This window comes from Longitalea arenae (genome assembly GCF_016924755.1).
GTDB classification, from domain to species: domain Bacteria; phylum Bacteroidota; class Bacteroidia; order Chitinophagales; family Chitinophagaceae; genus Niastella; species Niastella arenae.
In genome coordinates, this window is record NZ_JAFFJX010000001.1 from 991,451 (window position 1) to 1,006,791 (window position 15,341).

Consider the following 15,341-nt stretch of genomic DNA (forward strand, 5'->3'; position numbering starts at 1 on the left):
ACTTATAACAGGATGATTGTGAATGGATGCGGTATTGCAGGTTACAGGTTCCAGGGTACAGGACCGACAGACAGGAGGCAGGTTAACAAGGTGACCAGTTCACAAGGGATGTCAGGGGGTGCTACCTGGTAACAGGCGACCGGTAACTGGTGACCGATAACTGATAACTGGTAACTGGTAACCGGTTAAGGCAATACTATTACTGCTTTTCTTTCAGTTGTTTGATATACTCACTCGGCGTCACCTCATACTTCGCCTTAAAACAGGTGCTGAAATATTTCGCATTATTGAAACCGACCGCATAAGCTACATCGGAAATATTCCCATACCCGGAATCGAGGAGTTGTTTGGCGCGCTTCAGGCGCATTTCACGTACAAATTCAACCGGGGCCAGTCCGGTCAGACCTTTGAACTTGCGGTAAAAAGTGGTTCTGCCCATGGCAATGGTCTCCGCAACGGTCTCAATATTGAAATCCACATCGGCCATTTTATCTTCCACAATGGCCACGATCTGTTGCAGGAAACTTTCGTCGCGCGAGGTGATGATCACTTCGCCGGGTTCCAGTTGAAGGGTCTTTTTACCTTCCAGGGCAGCCGCCAGCACTTTTTTGCGCTGGTCGATGAGGTTGCTGATAGCGGCTAGCAGGAAATCGTGCCGGAAAGGTTTGGTGATATAATAATCGGCGCCGTATTTCAGTCCTTCGATCTGGCTTTCAATGGCGCTTTTGGCGGTCAGTAAAATTACGGGGATATGACTGGTGGCCAGGGTATTTTTTACTTTATCCAGTAATTGAATGCCGTCCATTTTAGGCATCATGATATCGCTGAGGATGAGATCGGGCTGCCATTCCAGCGCTTTGGCCAGGCCTTCTTCGCCATTGCTGGCTACCTCTACGCGGTAGCTGCTGGTTAACTGCGCTTTCAAAAAGGCCTGCAGGTCGGTATTGTCTTCTACTACTAATAAAAGCGGTTGATTAGCGCCGGAAGATGGGCTTGCTGTTGTTGTAACCGGGGGTTGCGATTGGTAACCGGCCAGCATATCGCCTGCTTCGGCCTGGGCCAGGAAGGCTGCTGTCGTTTTTTGCGCCGGGCCCTTACCGACGGGCAGGGTTATGGTCACGGTCAAACCGCCGTCTTCATTGTTACGGGCATTTATATTTCCCCCATGCAGGGTGATCATTTCTCTCGAAAGCGCCAGCCCGATGCCCGTGCCTTTCATTTGTTTGCCATCGCTTCCCTGTTCTTCATAGAACAGTTCAAAGATTTTATCCAGCAAATGCGGTGGAACGCCTTTGCCCTGGTCGCAAACATCTATTTGTATCCGCTGCTGTTGCGGCAACAAGCCAATAAACACCCGGATGGATCTACCTTCCGGCGTAAATTTGAACGCATTGGCCACCAGGTTATAAATGACCGTTTCTACTTTGTCAAGATCCAGCCAGGCATCGATGACCGGTGCATCGCTTATCACCTGGAAGTCGATCATTTTCTCCCGCGCCAGCTCCAGAAAATATTCGCCAATGCTTTTTACAAAGGATACCACTTCCACCTTCGAAGGATGAATGACCGCTTTACCGCTTTGCAGTTTCCGCAGATCGAGCAGCTGGTTCACGAAGCGCGCCATGCGGTTTGCATTTTTGCGCACCACTTCTACATACTGGCGGCTTTGCGCACTCAGGTTATTCTGTTTACCGATCTCTTCAATAGGATTCAGGATCAGGGTCAGCGGCGTGCGGAGTTCATGCGATACGTTGGTAAAGAAGTTCAGCTTCAGCTCGGCCAGTTTTTTCTCTACCGCTATGCGGTGGCGTAGGCGCAGCATCGTGAGGGCTGCCCGCCGCACGATCCCGATGATGATGGCCGCTATGAAAATATAGATTAAATAAGCCCACCAGGTCTTCCACCAGGGTGGTAAAATGGTAATGCGCATGCTTTTCACCGGTATATTGCTATACAGTTCCTGGTTGGTACATTTCACCTCGAACACATAATCACCGGGTGGCAGGTTGGTATAGGTAGCCCGGCGTTCACTGCGGTTGTAATGCCAGCCGGTATCGAAGCCCTGCAGGCGGTAGGCGTACGATTGTTTGTCGCTCGACCGGTAGTCGAGCACCACATAATCGATGCTGATGATGTTTTGGTGATGCTGCAGGGTCAATTCGCTGGTATGGTTCACCGAATGGCTGAGAATATTGGTCTTGTCGCCCGCAACTATATCGGTATTGTTGATCTGCAGGTTGGTCAATGCGATGCCGGCATGGATCGGATGATCTGTTATGGCGGCCGGGTCGAAGGTCAGGTACCCTTTGATGGTACCGAAGACCAGCCGGCCGTCGAGCCGGCGTACACCGGATGCTTCTGAAAATGCGAAGTTCGGCACGCCGTCGTAAGAGTTGTAATTGCGAAAGATCTTGCGTTGCAGATCAAAGCGCGAAAGACCGGTTTGGGTGGCGATCCATAAATGATGGTTATTATCTTCCATGCAACTTACCAGGTAATCATTCGGCAAACCATCCTGCGTGGTGTAGACCTGGAATTGTAAACCCTTCCTGGGATCATCGCCCATGGCCATACTCAAACCGCCGCCTGCAGTGGCCAGCCACATGGTGTTGCGCGAGTCGCGATAGATATACTGGATATCATTATTGCCGAGGCTATGCGGATCGCCGGGCACTTTCTGATACATGGTATAGGTAAAACGATCCCGATTGCTGGTGTTCAGAATGAGCAGGCCATCGGTAGTGCCCAGCCAGAGATTATCGTGTTTATCCACGGCCATATGCCTGATCTTGCGGAAGATATGGGCGGGATAGTCGCGTAAAGCGTTTTTGTCATGTACAAAATGAACGCGTTCGCCTTCGCTGACGGCCTGGCTCAGGCCATTTTCAAAACTGCCTACCCAAATACGGCCGGCCTTATCTTCCAGCAATGCATAGATCTCATTGTTGCTGAGACTGGTGGGGTCATTGGGATCGTGCATGTAATGGTAGAGCTTATACCTGGTTTCTTCTTTATTGAGCGGAACGGCTTTGTACAAGCCATGCTTTTTAGTGCCCAGCCAAACGGCGCCGGTGCGGTCCTGCATGATGGAATAGACCAGTCCAAACCCCTGCGGCGGCATATTCACAAAGAGCTTATCCAGGTCTTTACCATTTTGGCGTACATACAAATTGCCGCCTTTGGCGCCGATCCATAAGCGCTTTTTGCGGTCTTCCCATAATCCACGCACCTCATTGTCGCTTATAAATGCCGCGGGGTTCATCAGCAGCTGCTGTTCAAACGGATTACGCTGAAAAGTTATTTTTTCAATGCCCCGTTCAATGGTGCGCAGCCATAAGATGCCAGAGGGTTCGTAGTATAATGAATTAACGATATTGGAGAATTGTTTATCGGGTGCGTTTGGTTCGTTGTAGAAATATGCCACCTTATCGGTCAGCGAGTCATAATACCCAAAGCCGCCGCCTTTCAAATTCACCCATACCCGGTTTTCCTTATCTTCAAAAACGGTGAAATGATCGCCCGAATAATTGTATTTCGCATTGTTCTTCTGGCGATAGGTTTTCCGGTTGCCCGTAACCGGGTTCAACCTGATCACGCCTTCCTTATGCGGTTCTATCCAAAGATGGCCCGACTTGTCTTCGTACATCGAGGACAATGGGTTCTGCGCATCATTGATCAATGTAACAGGAGCCGCAGGGGTATAACCTGCCAGATCCATTACCAGCAATTCACCGCCTTCAGTGCTGGCATATAACTTTGTACCGGCCTTGTTGAAGAGTAAAGTATGAATGGCTGACCGGCTGATTGCATAGCGGTTTATGCTTCCATCAGGCTTCATGGTAAATACCTGGCCATCGCTGGTACCAAAGAAAGGCTGCTCTTCCTTGCCAAGCGTGGCTACCGTGGTAAATGCAACGTTGGTTGGAAATGTTTTATCGGTCACATTTTTATAAACCCCTTTCTCATCCCGTTTCAGACAAACCAAACCCTTATGCGTACCCAGCCAAATGATACCATTCTTCATTTCTTTCAGGAACTCAATATGGTTGCCGGGCAGGTTGAATGGAGCAGGCATGCCTTCCTGGTAAGTATAGTAACCAGATGAATCGGCTTGCGGGGCAGTAACCAGCAGCAAACCTTCGTGCAGGGTCTCGATCCATACTCTGCCATTGCTGGTGGAAAGAATGCGCCGGAATGCATACTTGCTGCGGGGCGGCAGCTTGAGAATGGAAGAGATCGGCAGCAGTTTTTCGGTGCGTTTGTTAAAGCGGTATACCTGCCCGTCATAGGCCATGATCCATAATTGCAGAAAATCGTCTTCTACGATCTGGTCGATCCGGTGGCTTTTTAAATAAGAGGCATCGCCGGGCGATGATTTGTAAGAGACGAACCGTTGGCCATCGAAACGATTGATGCCGTTCCAGGTGCCGAACCACATAAACCCTTCGCGGTCCTTAAAAATGCAGTTGATAATACCGTGTGAGAGCCCGTCTTCCGTTGAATAGTGGTCAATTTTACCTTTAGGTTGGGCAACTAGTTTTCCTATAGCAAGTACCTGCAATACCAACAGGCAACAGAAGTATCTGGCAATCATTATCATAACACTATACAAACGAGCAGGCCGTTTAAGCGGTTAGCCTGGTTAACAACGCTGTGAATGTACCAATTTACTTGTAAAAACTACCTTTTTAGAAGGGTATTTATGGTGCGGTAAGGGAATCTAAGTATTGGGGAATGATTATCAACAAAAAATAAGAAATTGCCGGGGAATTGTTAGTATGTTATTGACCATTACATCTACCCATCAGCCTGCTGCTGACCTGAGCTATTTGTTGCATAAACATCCCGACAAAGTGCACCAGATAGATCTGTCTACCGGTTCAGCCTATATATTTTACCCGGAGGTTTCTGCGGGTAAATGCACCGTTTGTTTATTACTCGACATTGATCCGATTGGTTTGGTAAGGCGGAGCGGCGGACCGCGCGGCAATGATTTTGCCCTGGAGCAATATGTGAATGACCGGCCCTATGTGGCCAGCTCTTTCATGAGCGCCGCAATTGTAAAAGCATTTTCCACTGCCATGAACGGGCGCTGTAAAGACAAACCGGAGCTGGTTTCAGTTGCTATGCCTTTTGAGGTACAGATCGCCGCCATACCGGTAAGCGGCGGGGAAGCGGTACTGAAAGAACTGTTTGAACCGTTGGGATATACGATGGAACTGCAACGCCATCCGGTTGATCCGGCATTTCCCGAATGGGGCGAGAGCCGGTATTATACCCTTACGCTGAAAAATATACTTACCGTTCAGCAGTTATTATCACATCTGTACATTTTGATCCCCGTATGCGACAACGATAAACATTACTGGATCGGTGAACATGAAATAGAAAAGCTGCTGGAGAAGGGAAAGGACTGGCTGGCTACGCATCCGGCGCGGGCATTGATCACCATGCGTTACCTGAAACACCAGCGCAGCCTGGCGAACCAGGCCATGGAGATCCTGTTAAAAGATGAAATAAGCGGTGAAGAAGCTGAAAGCGGCTCGGAAAATGCAGAACCCGAAGAGAAAAAACGCGTGCATGATCTGCGTTTGGAAGCGGTACGGGATGAACTGGTACAGGCAAATGCCAAAACCGTCGTTGACCTCGGCTGTGGGGAAGGCAAATTATTGAAACTGCTGCTGGCTGAAAAACAGTTTGAAACGATAGTGGGAATGGATGTAAGTTACCGGTGCCTGGAAATAGCCAAGGACAGATTGAAGTTGGATAAACTGCCGCTTGCCCAACAACAGCGCATCCGGCTGATGCAGGGCTCGCTGACCTATCGCGATGCGCGCATCGAAGGCTTTGATGCTGCCGCCCTGGTAGAAGTGATCGAGCACCTCGACGAAGCGCGGCTGGCTGCTTTGGAAAAAGTTGTTTTCAGGTATGCGAAGCCGGTAGACGTGGTGATTACCACGCCGAATGCGGAATATAATAAGAAGTTTGACAAGCTGCAGGCCGGACAAATGCGTCACTCGGATCACCGTTTTGAATGGACCAGGGCCGAGTTTCAGCAATGGGGGAATCGCATTGCAGAAGAATACAATTACAGTGTACAATATAAACCAGTGGGAGAGGAGGATGCCGAAGTGGGCGCCCTGACGCAAATGGCGGTGTTTACAACAAAACAAATGATCATCGGAAAGAACCGGTTTTTATCAAATGCCAAATAGAAACATACATATCCCGGAATTATCATTAGTCGTTTTAATAGGGGCTTCCAGTTCCGGTAAATCAACCTTTGCCCGGAAATTCTTTAAACCCACAGAGATCGTTTCCTCAGACCATTGCCGGGCGCTGGTAAGCGATGATGAGAACAGCCTCGAAGCATCGACAGATGCGTTTGACCTGGCGCGTTTTATTACCGCCAAACGCCTGAAGGCGGGTTTATTGACGGTCATAGACGCTACCAATGTGCAGGAGGGGGCGCGTAAAGACTGGGTAAGGCTGGCCCGCGAATACCATGTGCTGCCGGTAGCCATCGTGATCAATATGCCGGAGAAACTGTGCAGTGAGCGCAATAAGACCAGACCCGACCGCGATCTCGGTGGTCATGTAATACCGCAGCAGATCAGCCAGCTGAAAAGAAGTTTACGGCACCTGAAGCTGGAAGGTTTCCGCCATATCATAGAGTTCCGTACGCCTGAAGAAGTAGACGCGCTGGAAGCTATCATCCGTGATCCGCTGTACAATAATAAAAAACATGAGAAAGGCCCGCTGGATATTATCGGCGATGTGCATGGCTGTTATGACGAGCTGGTGGCCCTGGTAAAAGAACTGGGTTATGAAAATAAGGATGGATTGTACCAACATCCCGCCGGCCGCAAGCTGGTCTTTGTAGGCGACCTGGTAGATCGTGGACCCAATACACCCGGTGTATTAAGACTGGTAATGAACCAGGTGCATGCCGGCCTGGCCTATTGCGTTCCCGGTAATCATGATGCGAAATTACTCAAGTGGATGAATGGAAAAGAGGTGACCATCGCCCATGGCTTACAGGAATCCATTGACCAGTTGCAACAGGAGACGCCTGCATTCAGGGAGGAAGTGAAGAAATTCATTGACGGATTGGTGAGCCATTATGTATTTGATGATGGCAAACTGGTGGTGGCGCATGCCGGCTTACGTGAAGAAATGCATGGCCGCGGTTCAGGAGCTGTTCGTGAGTTTTGCATGTACGGAGAAACGACGGGCGAAATAGACGAGTATGGTTTGCCGGTGCGGTATAACTGGGCGGCGGAATATAAGGGTAAGGCGATGGTGGTATATGGACATACGCCGGTACCCGAACCACAATGGTTGAACCGCACCATCGATATTGATACTGGTTGCGTTTTTGGCGGTAAATTGACGGCCCTGCGTTACCCGGAAAAAGAGCTGGTATCGGTACCTGCGGCGCGGGAATACCGGGTGTCGAAACGACCCTTGCATCTTAATGCCAACGCACCGCTTACCCTGCAGCAGCAGCACGATGATGTGCTGGATCTTGCCGATGTAACCGGTAAACACATTGTAGAGACTGCTTACGGTAATAAGATCACCATTCGCGAAGAGAATGCCATTGCCGCCCTTGAAGTGATGAGCCGTTTTGCGATCAATCCCAAATGGATGATCTATCTGCCGCCTACGATGAGCCCTTCAGAAACGAGTAAACTGGATGGGTACCTCGAATATCCAACTGAAGCATTTGAGTATTATAAAACAGTGGGGGTAGAAAAGGTCATTTGTGAAGAAAAGCATATGGGGTCGCGGGTAGTGGTAATCGTAGGGCGCGATGAAAAAGCCATCTTACAAACATTCGGCATAGAAAAGGAAGGCATCGGTGTGGTGTATACCCGCACGGGAAGAAATTATTTTAACGATAAAAAAACCGAACAGGATTTCCTCTTGCTGGTGAATAATGCATTGGAACGATCCGGCTTTTATGACCGGTTTCAAACCAGTTGGGTTTGCCTGGATGCCGAGCTCATGCCCTGGAGCGCGAAAGCGCAGAGCCTGCTGGAATCACAATACGGTTCAGTAGGCGCCGCCGCCACACAAGGATTATCAGGTGCTGTGGAAGCTTTGCAGCAGGCAGCCGTACGCAATGAAGCGGTGCTGCCTTTGCTGGAAAAATACAAATTGAAAAAAGAGCAAACCAATCAGTTCATCCATGCCTACCGGCGTTACTGTTGGCCGGTGCATAAGTTAACAGATTATAAACTCGCGCCTTTTCATATTCTGGCCACGGAAGGAAAGAGCTGGGTAGACCAATCGCATGAATGGCATATGGAGAATATTCAACAGCTCTGTGAAGCAGATCCGGCTGTCTTAATGGCTACGCCGTTCAGGACCGTTGATCTGAGTGACGAAGCTTCTATTCAAGAGGCAACAGACTGGTGGTTGTTTTTGACGGCAAAGGGCGGGGAAGGTATGGTGGTGAAACCATTTCACTATATTCATACCCATAAAAAAGGCCTGGTGCAGCCTGCGATCAAAATAAGAGGACAGGAATACCTGCGCATTATTTATGGGCCGGAGTATACCACACCGGAAAACCTGAACCGGTTAAAGTCGAGGGCGTTAGGCGCCAAGCGGTCACTGGCATTAAGGGAGTTTGCCCTGGGCGTGGAGGCACTGGAACGGTTCACCCGCAAAGAACCCCTGCGCCGGGTGCATGAATGTGTTTTTGGTGTATTGGCCCTGGAAAGTGAGCCGGTTGATCCAAGATTATAAATGGAAGAACAGTTCCTGTTTTTGATTGTTGTGCTTTTTAACAAGTCGTCATGAAATATCTACACCCCGCTATAAAGGAAGGTAAGAAGTTTTTGAACCCGGTTCCAACCAGGGTGGGCACAGGATCAATAGCCGGCGTATTATGGAAGTACATCACCAATAAGGCAGAGACGACGCCTAAAAAACATTTAGGTCCATTTACGACAAACTTTTTACTATACCAGGAAGCGCCGCCTTCGGGTTTACGCATCACCTGGCTGGGGCATTCCAGCCTCTTGATAGAGATCGAGGGTTTGCGAATTTTGACGGATCCGGTCTTCAGCAAACGCGCTTCTTTTTCTAAACGCATTGGCCCGAAAAGATTTTATGACACGCCGTTGGCTGTGGCCAATATGCCTACCCTGGATGCCGTCATCATTTCGCATGATCATTATGATCATCTCGACAAACAGGTCATTCAACAATTTGCCGCCATCGATGTGCCCTTTTATTGTTCATTAGGGGTTGGGCAATACCTGGTGCACTGGGGGATCCGAAAGGCAAGGATCACGGAAATGAACTGGATGGACAAAGCGCGCATTGCTGACCGTTGTGAGATCACCGCCCTGCCGGCCAGGCATTTTTCGGGCAGAAGTTTATTCAACCGGTTTGAAACGCTTTGGTCATCATTTGCTATAAAAACAACTGACCATAGTATTTACTATGGCGCCGATTCCGGCTGGTATGATGGTTTTTATGAAATTGGCGAAGCCTTCGGGCCCTTTGATCTGACCATGCTGGAAACAGGCGCTTACAATACAGACTGGGCCGATATTCATATGGGGCCCGATAATGCGGTAAAGGCGCATTTGGCATTAAAAGGTAAACTCATGATGCCCATACACTGGGGCACTTTCAACCTGGCCTTGCATGCCTGGAACGAACCCATCGAAAGACTGTTGCAACTAGCCGCTGAAAAGAATATTCCCCTGTTTCTGCCTGCTCCCGGTGAGCCCACGGTGGTTAGTAATTATAACTCCCACTGGTGGGAATGAGCGCAAAAAACCACTACCATCCGGCATAAAAGGATCAGCGCATTTGCCGAAAGAGTGTTAAATTAAGGGTCAGTTACACCTTTCTAAAAGATTAAAAAAAAATGCCATGAAAAAAATCATCCTTGCCATTTTGCCTGTCCTGCTCATTGCCAGCGCCTTTCAATTAACAACCACTACTACTGATAAAAAGCCACCAGCCATCGTGACCACAGCGGTTAAGAGCCGCATCGATGCTACCCTGAAAAGTTTTATTGATTCCGGTAAAACAGCGGGCGTTTCAGCATTGATCTTTGAAAAAGGAAAAGAAGTGTATTTCAATTCCTTTGGCTATGCCGATCGCGAAGCGAAGAAACCAATGGACCGCAATACCATTGTGCGGATCTATTCGATGACCAAACCAGTGACCGGCGTAGCGTTAATGAGCCTGTACGAAAAAGGCGCTTTTCAACTGGATGAGCCCCTCTCAAAATATTTACCGGAGTATGCAGACATGAAAGTATTTAAAGGCGTTGACTCCAGTGGTAATTTAATACTGGAGCCGGCAAAACGCCCCATTACCATCCGGGATATTACCCGGCATACCGCAGGTTTTGCCGGTAATGATATACCAGCGCTGGCGGAACTGGTGCGCAAATCGGATTATATGAATTTGAACAATACGCTGGAGCAGATGTCGAAGAAGCTGGCCAGCCTGCCCTTGCAATTTCATCCCGGTGATGAATGGTCCTATGGCCCTTCCGTTGATGTGCAGGCCCGCCTGGTGGAAAAATTATCCGGTAAACCATTTGAGCAATATCTGCAGGAAACCATTTTTGGTCCATTGAAAATGACGAACACGGGGTTCGTAATAGCCGAAAAAGACCTGCCGCGTTTTGCGGCACTCTATGACCGCAGTGATGATAAAACGCTGAACCGGGTGCCTGATGAACGTGCAAATTATGTCAACTCAAAAGATTGGGCATTAAAGCCGGGCGGCTGGGGACTTATTTCTACCCTCGATGATTATATGAAGTTTGCCCAAATGCTGGTGAATAAAGGTAAACTCGGGAAAGTACAGATCTTAAAACGCGAAACCGTACAATTAATGGCCACCAATCATTTGAGCGATACCATTACAAAACGGATGTGGTTGCCGAGCAAAGGCCGGGTTGGTTTTGGAATTGATTTCGCCGTACGTACACAAGCACCTGCCACGGCAGAAGAGAATAATGGGATCGTGGGTGAATTTTTCTGGGACGGCGCCGCCAGCACGATGTTTTGGGTAGATCCGGTGAATGAGCTCACCGCCGTTTTGTTTACGCAGCTCTTTCCCTTCGACCGGGTTAAACTGCATAAAAGTTTCCGGGATGCGGTGTATGGGCAGATAGCCAATTAGCAATGTGCTGATGTGCTGATGTGCTAATGTGCTGATGGAATACAGAATACAGTGAAAGCAAAAGGCCCCGAAATCCACCGGAGCCTCTTGCTTTTTATTATGTTAGGTTATATTATTTGGATGCACCTTTTAGCTTTTGCAGGATATAGGCGGCATGTTCATTTTTCGGATCGAGCTGTACGGCTTTTTCATAGTTCTCTATAGCCTCTTTTTTTCTGCCATTCCTTTTATACGCTTCGGCCAGCGCTTCAAACGCAGTGGATGAGTTCGGGTATTCCTGGGTGTTCAGTTCCAGGATCTTAATAGCAGCGCCCATTTTTTTCGCCTGCCGCAGGTCACTGGCTACATAGTTCAGCTGGCTTTCATCAAAGACCAGACCGGGGCTGCGGCTGCTCTTCATCGTGCGGTATTCCTCGATGGCCTTATCGACATTCTTTTTGGCGGTTTCCAGGATAACATCGTGTAAAGCCCAGGTATACTTGTACGGTTTTACCGGAACAGCCGGGTATAAGATATGATAGGCAATATCATTGATGGGGTTCAGTGAGTTTGACAGGATCACCACGCCGGTCTTTTTGGTCCTGTTCAAGAGTACGATGGCGCGGTAGCCGCCCGTGGTGCCATCTTTCCATAAATATTCGTCACCATCCTTGGCTTTTTCCAGCGTCCAGCCCAGGGTAACTTCCATGCCTGCGTCGCCCTTGCGAATGCGTGGGATATGCGCCAGTTGCATGGCAGGATACAGTTCGGTTTTAAGATGCCCCAAATTAGCAGCTGCAAAGTTGAGCAGATCGTTTACATTAGAACGTAAGCCGCCTGTTCCCGCAATAGCAGGCAGGTCCCAGCTTTGTACCGGTGCACCATACTCTGAATGGCCGCCGGCCAGCCTGGCTTTTTGCTCTGGTGTTGGCACCAGGGTGGTGTTGGTAAGGCCTAAAGGTGTACAGATCCTTTCTTTCACCAGGGTTTCATAGGGTTTACCAGCCACCTGAGCCAGAATATGGCCAAGCAGGCCATAGCCCACATTGGAATACCTGAACCAGGTGCCGGGGGCATAATCAAATTGCGCCCGGCTGATGTAATCGTAGAGTTGTTCAATGGTGTAATCTGCAAAAGGGTTATCCGGATTCTGCGGATCATAATTATCCGGCATACGCGGCCAGCCTACGCTGTGTGTAGCCAGGTGTAACAAAGTGATGGGTTTATCTTTAACTACAGGAACAGTTACCGTAGCTGGCAGGTATTTGGAAATTGGATCTTCGAGGTTCACCTGTTTCTTTAAGACCATATCGGCCAGTAACAGCGAAGTAAATACCTTGTTAATGGAACCAATTTCATACATGGATTGGCCGTCGGGCTTCACTTCTTTTTTATCGCTTATAGAACCGGCGCTTACAATCTGCCGGTTGCCGCTTGCATCGATCGTGCCTATTACCATGCTGGGCGTTCTTTTAAGCTGCACTTCTTTATCGATGATCTTCTGAATTTCACTCGCCGCTATTTGTCCAACACCAATAAAAGCGGTGGTTGTAATAATGATACTGGTCAGAATAGTTTTCTTAAAAAGGGGCATGTTGTTTTGTAGAATTAGCATGTTCAATAAGATTAAAATAGATCCTGGTGACATGGAAACTATGCCACAATAAAACGAAATTGTTTAAAAAATTATTTTAGGTGAGTTGAAGTGGAGTGCCCCGCCGGGGGACCGAAATTAACAGATAGTTCCGGTAAAAAAAATCCTGCCGGCTACTTGTTTAAGCAAGATAAGCCGGCAGGAATATTTGTAAACCAGGGAAATGCTTATTTACCGTCCGTTCGCACGTAGTACTACGATGTCTTTTGTTACCTGGTCGTCATAGGTCTTTTTGATGATATAATGCCAGTCGCGCTCTGATACATCCACGAAGAAAATATCGCCTTTTTTATGTGCGGCAACCGCATCCTGTACTTCTTTCGGGAACATGAGCTCGCCGTAGAACCAGTCGGTATCGCCTTTTGTTTTATTGCCATCCATGGTATATTGATCGCTCAGCTGTTCCCAGGGGGTACCGGCATTGGCTTTGGCCACGATCAGTTTTTTCAGGCTGTCAATCTCGGAAACGGATAAAGAGCTGCCGTCGAGGAAAATGTAACTGGCACGGTAAGCCACTGATTCCTTCGCTTCGATCACTTTATAGGTCACGTATCCTACCGAAAAGATATCACCCTGCTTTTGGCGCAGTAACCGTTTGTCGATCAGCGTGGAATCTTTACCAAGCGACAGTCGCAGAATGGCGGGTTTAATTTCAGGGTTGGCATCAACGAACTGTTGTGCCTGCGCTACATTTCCGATCTTTTGAAATTTTTCCACCAGGGTTTGTTGCGCGAAAACAGACACAGAAACGAGCAGTAATAAAGCCGATAAGCTGAATTTCATATTGTATATTATTTTCTTTTGCTTTAAAAACGTTCTCCATATTTACCGTAGTAACGGTAACCAAACCTTTGGAAGTTACTATTTTTTAACAGATCAGATGGCCGGGTTTTCTGAATTTAATTGATAAATATTTGCAAAAATGCAGCCATTTTTGCCTGAAAATGAGCAAGAATCGGGTTTTACCGGCCTGTTCCTTTGGGGAGATTTGCGGTATTAAATCGGTTTATGGAAAAGCAACAGGAAATAAATTATAACCGGATCGCCGAAGCGATCGACTTCTACCGGCAACATTTCAGGGAACAACCCTCGCTGGAGGTAGTGGCTGAACATGTACATGTAAGTCCCTTTCATTTCCAGCGGATGTTCAAGGACTGGGCGGGGGTTACGCCCAAACAATTCCTGCAGTACCTGACCCTGGAGCATGCTAAACAGGTATTAAAAAAAGGCGCCGCGGTTACGCTGGTGGATGCGGCCTTTGAATCGGGCCTTTCAGGCACCAGCCGCCTGCACGACCTGTTCATAAAAGTTGAAGGTATGACCCCGGGTGAATTCAAGAACGGCGGTGAACAGCTGGTCATCAATTACAGTTTTGCCGAGAGCCCGTTCGGCACGATCATCATCGCTTCTACCCATAAAGGCATTTGTTATATGGCATTTGTTGACGAAGAAGAGGAGATTGCGCTGCTGAAATTAAAGAGCCAGTTCCCGCATGCGAAATACAAGCAGCTGTCTGATAAAATTCAACAGAATGCCCTGTTTATTTTTACGCAGGACTGGAACAAACTGCATGAAATAAAACTGCATTTAAAGGGAACTCCTTTCCAGCTCAAAGTTTGGGAAGCTTTGCTGAAGATCCCGATGGGACAGCTGTCGACCTATGCCGGCATTGCCGGTCAGTTGAACAGTCCGCTCGCTTCCCGGGCCGTAGGTACGGCCGTCGGCAGTAATCCGGTGGCTTTTCTGATCCCCTGCCACCGGGTCATTAAAGCCAATGGCGAGTTCGGTAATTATCATTGGGGCAGTACCCGCAAGAACGCCATGATCGGATGGGAGGCCTCCAAACTTTCTTCAGCCAGTTAAAACGATTCCCGATGGATCTCTTCAACCAGCATATAAACGAAACAATAAACTATTTACCGAAAGACGGCACGGTCAATTATTACGGCAAGCCGTTGAGCCGCCAGCAGGCAGACCATTACCTGGACAAGTTATTAAACACCATTCACTGGAAGAACGACGAAGCCGTCATTTTCGGCAGGCATATCATTACCAAAAGGAAAGTGGCCTGGTATGGGAATGATAACTATGACTACACTTATTCGAAGATCACCCGGCAGGCATTAAGCTGGACAAAAGAATTACTGGAACTCAAAGACCTGGTGGAATTGAAAACAGGTGAGACCTATAATTCCTGTTTACTGAACCTGTACCATAATGGTGATGAAGGCATGGCCTGGCACAGCGATGACGAAAAAACACTGGGCGAAAATTCCGCTATTGCATCCTTTAGTTTTGGCGCTGAACGGAAATTCTCTTTTAAACATAAAGAAACGAAAGAAGTAGTGTCGATGATGCTGGAACATGGCAGCCTGCTTGTAATGAAAGGTACCACGCAAAGGCACTGGCTGCATTGCCTGCCCAAAAGCAAACGGATCACCAGGCCCAGGGTGAATCTTACTTTCAGGACGATGATACCGCAACAGCATAAATGACTTATTTTAGCGGGCATTCTGTTGTATGAAAAAGATATTGCCCAACC

At 48.3% G+C, this 15,341-nt stretch carries 9 protein-coding genes; 6 read left to right on the forward strand and 3 right to left on the reverse strand.

From position 1 onward, the window contains the following. Positions 1-199: 199 nt before the first annotated feature. On the reverse strand, positions 200-4,594 hold the full coding sequence (locus tag JT717_RS04210; protein WP_205508920.1) for a hybrid sensor histidine kinase/response regulator transcription factor: 4,395 nt from the start codon (positions 4,592-4,594) through the stop codon (positions 200-202). 184 nt (positions 4,595-4,778) lie between these two features. Between JT717_RS04210 and JT717_RS04215 the strand changes: the two genes are divergently transcribed. The 4 genes from JT717_RS04215 (at position 4,779) to JT717_RS04230 (ending at position 11,166) form a co-directional block, all read left to right on the forward strand. Further along, positions 4,779-6,215, forward strand: a complete 1,437-nt coding sequence (locus JT717_RS04215) for a 3' terminal RNA ribose 2'-O-methyltransferase Hen1 (RefSeq protein ID WP_205508921.1) — start codon at positions 4,779-4,781, stop codon at positions 6,213-6,215. Beyond that, entirely contained in the window at positions 6,205-8,757 is a 2,553-nt protein-coding gene (locus tag JT717_RS04220; protein ID WP_205508922.1) for a polynucleotide kinase-phosphatase, read from the forward strand. The genes JT717_RS04215 and JT717_RS04220 overlap by 11 nt, the downstream gene beginning before the upstream one ends. Before the next feature lie 50 nt (positions 8,758-8,807). Beyond that, a complete protein-coding gene (locus JT717_RS04225; protein WP_205508923.1) occupies positions 8,808-9,791 on the forward strand; it encodes an MBL fold metallo-hydrolase in 984 nt (327 codons plus the stop codon). A gap of 106 nt (positions 9,792-9,897) precedes the next feature. Further along, positions 9,898-11,166, forward strand: a complete 1,269-nt coding sequence (locus JT717_RS04230) for a serine hydrolase domain-containing protein (RefSeq protein ID WP_205508924.1) — start codon at positions 9,898-9,900, stop codon at positions 11,164-11,166. Between the two features lie 112 nt (positions 11,167-11,278). On the opposite strand, the gene JT717_RS04235 is transcribed toward JT717_RS04230, so the two are convergent. Together JT717_RS04235 and JT717_RS04240 are read right to left on the reverse strand one after the other, a co-directional pair. Beyond that, a complete protein-coding gene (locus tag JT717_RS04235) occupies positions 11,279-12,760 on the reverse strand; it encodes a serine hydrolase domain-containing protein (RefSeq protein WP_205508925.1) in 1,482 nt (493 codons plus the stop codon). Between the two features lie 210 nt (positions 12,761-12,970). After that, complete coding sequence (locus JT717_RS04240; RefSeq protein WP_205508926.1) at positions 12,971-13,582, reverse strand: peptidylprolyl isomerase; 612 nt, start codon at positions 13,580-13,582, stop codon at positions 12,971-12,973. 225 nt (positions 13,583-13,807) lie between these two features. Between JT717_RS04240 and JT717_RS04245 the strand changes: the two genes are divergently transcribed. Both JT717_RS04245 and JT717_RS04250 read left to right on the forward strand, forming a co-directional pair. Beyond that, positions 13,808-14,662 (forward strand): methylated-DNA--[protein]-cysteine S-methyltransferase, encoded by an 855-nt coding sequence (locus JT717_RS04245; RefSeq protein ID WP_205508927.1) that lies wholly within the window; start codon positions 13,808-13,810, stop codon positions 14,660-14,662. A gap of 11 nt (positions 14,663-14,673) precedes the next feature. Continuing rightward, positions 14,674-15,294, forward strand: coding sequence for an alpha-ketoglutarate-dependent dioxygenase AlkB family protein (locus tag JT717_RS04250; RefSeq protein WP_205508928.1), 621 nt, complete (start codon positions 14,674-14,676; stop codon positions 15,292-15,294). The last annotated feature ends 47 nt before the right edge of the window (positions 15,295-15,341 follow it).

Excerpts from the sequence above, each read along its gene's own strand:
- JT717_RS04245 (WP_205508927.1), top strand. The coding sequence starts at position 13,808 with ATGGAAAAGCAACAGGAAATAAATTATAACCGGATCGCCGAAGCGATC.
- JT717_RS04210 (WP_205508920.1), bottom strand. The coding sequence starts at position 4,594 with ATGATTGCCAGATACTTCTGTTGCCTGTTGGTATTGCAGGTACTTGCT.
- JT717_RS04230 (WP_205508924.1), top strand. The coding sequence starts at position 9,898 with ATGAAAAAAATCATCCTTGCCATTTTGCCTGTCCTGCTCATTGCCAGC.
- JT717_RS04250 (WP_205508928.1), top strand. The coding sequence starts at position 14,674 with ATGGATCTCTTCAACCAGCATATAAACGAAACAATAAACTATTTACCG.
- JT717_RS04215 (WP_205508921.1), top strand. The coding sequence starts at position 4,779 with ATGTTATTGACCATTACATCTACCCATCAGCCTGCTGCTGACCTGAGC.
- JT717_RS04225 (WP_205508923.1), top strand. The coding sequence starts at position 8,808 with ATGAAATATCTACACCCCGCTATAAAGGAAGGTAAGAAGTTTTTGAAC.
- JT717_RS04240 (WP_205508926.1), bottom strand. The coding sequence starts at position 13,582 with ATGAAATTCAGCTTATCGGCTTTATTACTGCTCGTTTCTGTGTCTGTT.
- JT717_RS04235 (WP_205508925.1), bottom strand. The coding sequence starts at position 12,760 with ATGCTAATTCTACAAAACAACATGCCCCTTTTTAAGAAAACTATTCTG.
- JT717_RS04220 (WP_205508922.1), top strand. The coding sequence starts at position 6,205 with ATGCCAAATAGAAACATACATATCCCGGAATTATCATTAGTCGTTTTA.